This window comes from Calditrichota bacterium (genome assembly GCA_016867835.1).
GTDB lineage: Bacteria > Electryoneota > AABM5-125-24 > Hatepunaeales > Hatepunaeaceae > VGIQ01.
In genome coordinates, this window is record VGIQ01000162.1 from 1 (window position 1) to 4,390 (window position 4,390).

At 57.8% G+C, this 4,390-nt stretch carries 2 protein-coding genes; both read right to left on the minus strand.

The genetic code is table 11. The features are described 5' to 3' along the window. Positions 1–3,896, minus strand: a 3,896-nt coding sequence (rpoC, locus tag FJY67_11475; GenBank protein ID MBM3330068.1) for a DNA-directed RNA polymerase subunit beta', incomplete at its 3' end; no start/stop codon positions are given. A gap of 65 nt (positions 3,897–3,961) precedes the next feature. After that, the coding region (gene rpoB / locus FJY67_11480; protein ID MBM3330069.1) for a DNA-directed RNA polymerase subunit beta at positions 3,962–4,390 on the minus strand (429 nt) is incomplete at its 5' end.

The window sequence follows — 4,390 nt, forward strand, 5'->3', positions numbered from 1 at the left end:
GCTTTATCGACCAGTTGACCGATTTCGAACCGGGAGTTGCCCGGATCCTCGACCATTACGCGCTGCGCCATCTGCCGATTATCGCGGATCAGGCGTGAGTAATCGACCGTGTCGCCTTCAAGATACATCGTATCGCCCGGGTCTTCAACGCGCACTTTCTGCATCATTTGGCGCACGATCACTTCGATGTGCTTGTCGTTGATCCGAACACCCTGCAGGCGGTAAACATCCTGAATCTCATTGACGAGGTATTCCTGGACCTTGTTGGGCCCGAGAATCTGCAGGATGTCCTGGGGCGAAACAGCGCCTTCGGTAAGCCGTTCACCGGCAATGACGCGTTCGCCGTCATGAACCAGGAGGTGCCGTCCAATCGGGATCTGGTAGCGTTTCGGCTCGGCGTTGTCGGACGGGTGCACGGTGATCTCGCGGACGCCGCGGCGCAACTGGCCGAACTTTACGATCCCGTCGATCTCGCTGACGACAGCCGGCTCTTTTGGCCGGCGAGCCTCGAAGAGTTCGGCGACGCGCGGCAGACCGCCGGTGATGTCCTTGGTCTTGGAGGACTCGCGCGGAATCTTCACAAGCGGATCGCCAGCCTTTACCATCTGGCCCTCATGCACCATCATCAGAGCACCGTTGGGAAGAATATACTGCCCCGATGAGTGGCCGTGCGCATCGACGACGTGGATGTGCGGATTCAATTTCCGGTCTTTCGACTCGATGATCACTTTCATCCGCTGGCCGGTCGTTTCGTCCACCGACTCCTGGAAGGTCAGGCCCTCCTTGATGTCGTGGAACTCGACCCGACCCGATTGGGCTGCGAGGATAAAGCCGGAGAATGGATCCCACTGAAACAGAATTTCACCGGAGCGCACCAGCGTGCCATTTGCCTTCAATATCACCGCACCATAGGGTACCGCGTAAGTAGCGACCATCACCCCCTGTTCGTTCACCAGTTTGATGACGCCGTTCCGACGAAGGGTGATAAAGGTGCCGTCATCGCGTTCGACCGATTCGATGTTCTCAAACAATACTTTGCCATCGCCTTTGGCAGCGACCTGCGACTCGGCTGCCAACAGCGACGCCGTTCCTCCGATATGGAAGGTGCGGAGGGTCAACTGGGTGCCCGGTTCGCCGATCGACTGCGCTGCCATCACCCCGACTGCTTCACCGATATTGACCAATTTATTGTTGGTGAGATTGACGCCGTAGCACATAGAACAGATGCCGCTGATGGTCTCGCAGGTCAAAGCCGAGCGGATCCGCACCCGTGCGATGTTTGACCGGCCGATCAATTCGGCTTCGTGCTGACCTATCATGGTGTTAGCCGGCAAGATCAAACTACCGCTGATCGGTTCGAAGAGGTCTTCCGCGGTTACCCGCCCAATAATGCGGGCAAACAACTGCTCGGTAACTTCCTCGCCTTCCTTTGCTGCTTCGACGATTATGCCTCGCATCGTGCCGCAGTCGCGTTCAGTGACGATCACGTCCTGTGCCACATCGACCAGACGTCGGGTCAGGTAGCCGGCATCGGCAGTCTTGAGCGCAGTGTCGGCAAGTCCTTTGCGTGCGCCGTGGGTCGAGATGAAGTATTCGAGGACTGAGAGGCCTTCTTTGAAATTGGCGGTGATGGGCGATTCGATGATCTCGCCCTTTTGCCCGGTCATCGTCTTCTGTGGCTTGGCCATAAGGCCGCGCATCCCGGCTAGCTGACGAATCTGTTCCTTGGAACCGCGGGCACCCGAGTCAGCCATCATAAAGAGCGGATTGAAACCGGCCTGCGAGTTGCGCATATGTTGGAACATCGCCTCGGCGACGTCTATCGTCGTATGGGTCCAGAGGTCGATGATCATATTATAGCGCTCGCCGTCGGTGATGACGCCCATCTCATACTGAGACTGTATTTCTTCGACCCGCCTCATCGCTTCCTGAATCAACCTATCCTTCTCTTGCGGCACTTCGACATCGGAGAGCGATATTGAGAGTCCGCCGCGTGTTGCGTGACGGAAGCCGAGCGCTTTCAGTTCGTCGAGGAACCTCGCGGTGCCGTCAAAGTCAATCAGATTAAAGACGTCCGATACAATTTCCTCGAGCCGTCGCTTGCTCATCAATTCGTTGTAGAACTTCCGCTCACGCGCCGGGGCTGGCAGAATCTCGTTGAAAAGCAATCTTCCGACCGAGGTCGTTACCAGTTCACCGTTCAAACGCACCTTGACAGGAGCGTGAATCGACACCTTTCCGGCACTGTGCGCTATGATCGCTTCGCGTGGACCGCTAAAGATCATACCATCACCTTTGGCACCGGGGTGCAACTTCGTGATGTAGTAGCAGCCGAGGACAATGTCCTGCGATGGAATCGCGATCGGGCGGCCGTTAGCCGGATGAAGGATGTTACGGGGTGCCAACATCAACAGGCGCGCTTCGATCTGGGCTTCATAGGAAAGCGGCACATGGACCGCCATTTGGTCGCCGTCGAAGTCGGCATTGAAAGCGGCACAGACGAGCGGATGGAGCCGGATCGCCTTACCTTCGATCAGACTCGGCTGGAAAGCCTGAATCCCGAGTCGGTGCAGGGTTGGAGCACGGTTGAGGAGAACGGGATGATCCTGTATGATCTCCTCGAGCAGTTCCCAGACGATGTCGAGTTTACGCTCGACCATCCGCTTGGCGGACTTGACGGTCTTGGCATAGTCGCGCTCGATCAGTTTGCGGATCACAAAGGGCTTGAAAAGTTCGACCGCCATATGCTTGGGCAGGCCGCACTCGTGCAGTTTCAACTCCGGACCGACGACGATCACCGACCGGCCGGAATAGTCCACCCGCTTGCCGAGGAGGTTCTGGCGGAAGCGTCCCTGCTTACCCCGGAGGTTGTCGGATAGTGACTTGAGCGGACGGTTGCCGTCGGAGCGCATCGCCACCGACTTCCGACCGTTGTCGAAGAGCGAATCGACCGCCTCCTGCAGCATCCGCTTTTCGTTGCGGAGAATCACGTCCGGGGCGTTGATCTCCAGCATCTTCTTAAGGCGGTTGTTGCGGATGATAACGCGCCGGTAGAGATCGTTCAGGTCCGAGGTGGCGAAGCGCCCGCCGTCGAGCGGCACCAGCGGTCTCAGGTCAGGCGGGACGATCGGGATTGTCTTCAGGACCATCCACTCGGGACGGTTCTCATCAGGACCGCCGTTCAGGAGGAAGGCTTCGATGATGCGCAGCCGTTTGATGAGGTCGGCCTTGCGCTGCATCGAGTTCTCGAAGGCGATCTGGCGTCGGAAGTCATACGACATCCTGCGCAGGTCGAGCCGGTTCAGAAGCGTTGCAACTGCATCGCCGCCCATCTTGGCGATGAACCGATTGGGATCGTTTTCGGGCAGGGCACGGTTTTCGGGTCCAAGGGTCTCGATAACCCGGTTGTATTCGGCTTCGCTTATGACCTTGCCGGCTTCGAGTCCCGAGAGACCCGCCTGAAGAATGACGAATTCTTCGTAGTAGATTATCTTCTCGAGGTCGCGTCCGTTTAGGCCGAGCAGATTGCCGATCTTCGAGGGGAGCGATTTGAAGAACCAGATATGGACGACCGGGACGGCCAGTTGGATGTGGCCCATCCTCTTGCGCCGGACGTCCTTCTTGGTGATCTCGACTCCGCAGTTATCGCAGATGATTCCTTTGTAACGGATTCCGCGATACTTGCCGCAGAAGCATTCCCAGTCCTTGGTCGGGCCAAAGATGCGTTCGCTGAAGAGCCCGTCCTTCTCCGGCTTGTAAGAGCGGTAGTTGACGGTCTCCGGCTTGGTCACCTCGCCGTGCGAGCGCGTCAGGATCAAGTCCGGCGACGCCAGGCCGATGGTGAGGCGGGTGAAATGTTCGGTCTCTAACTCGAAGTTCTTTTGGGCAAATGCCACTGAGGGATACTCCCGGTTCAGTTTCCTGCTTTTCCTTGCTTTTCAATCCTTAACATCGATTGCCCTCACTCCAACTTCACATCGAGTCCCAGCCCCATCAACTCGTTCACAAGGACGTTGAACGATTCCGGCACTCCCGGCACCGGCAGGATATCGCCCTTCACAATCGCCTCGTAAGAGCGCGATCGGCCGTCCACATCGTCGGACTTGACGGTGAGGATCTCCTGAAGGGTATGTGCTGCGCCATAAGCCTCGAGCGCCCAGACCTCCATCTCCCCAAACCGCTGACCGCCGAATTGCGCCTTCCCACCCAGGGGCTGCTGGGTGATGAGCGAGTAGGGTCCAATAGAGCGGGCGTGGATTTTGTCCTCGACCAGATGCGACAGTTTCATCATATAAATCGTCCCCACCGTGACCGGCTGGTCGAATAGTTCACCCGACTGCCCGTCGAAGAGCGGCGTCTTGCCTGAGGTCGGCAGCCCGGCTTCGGCGAG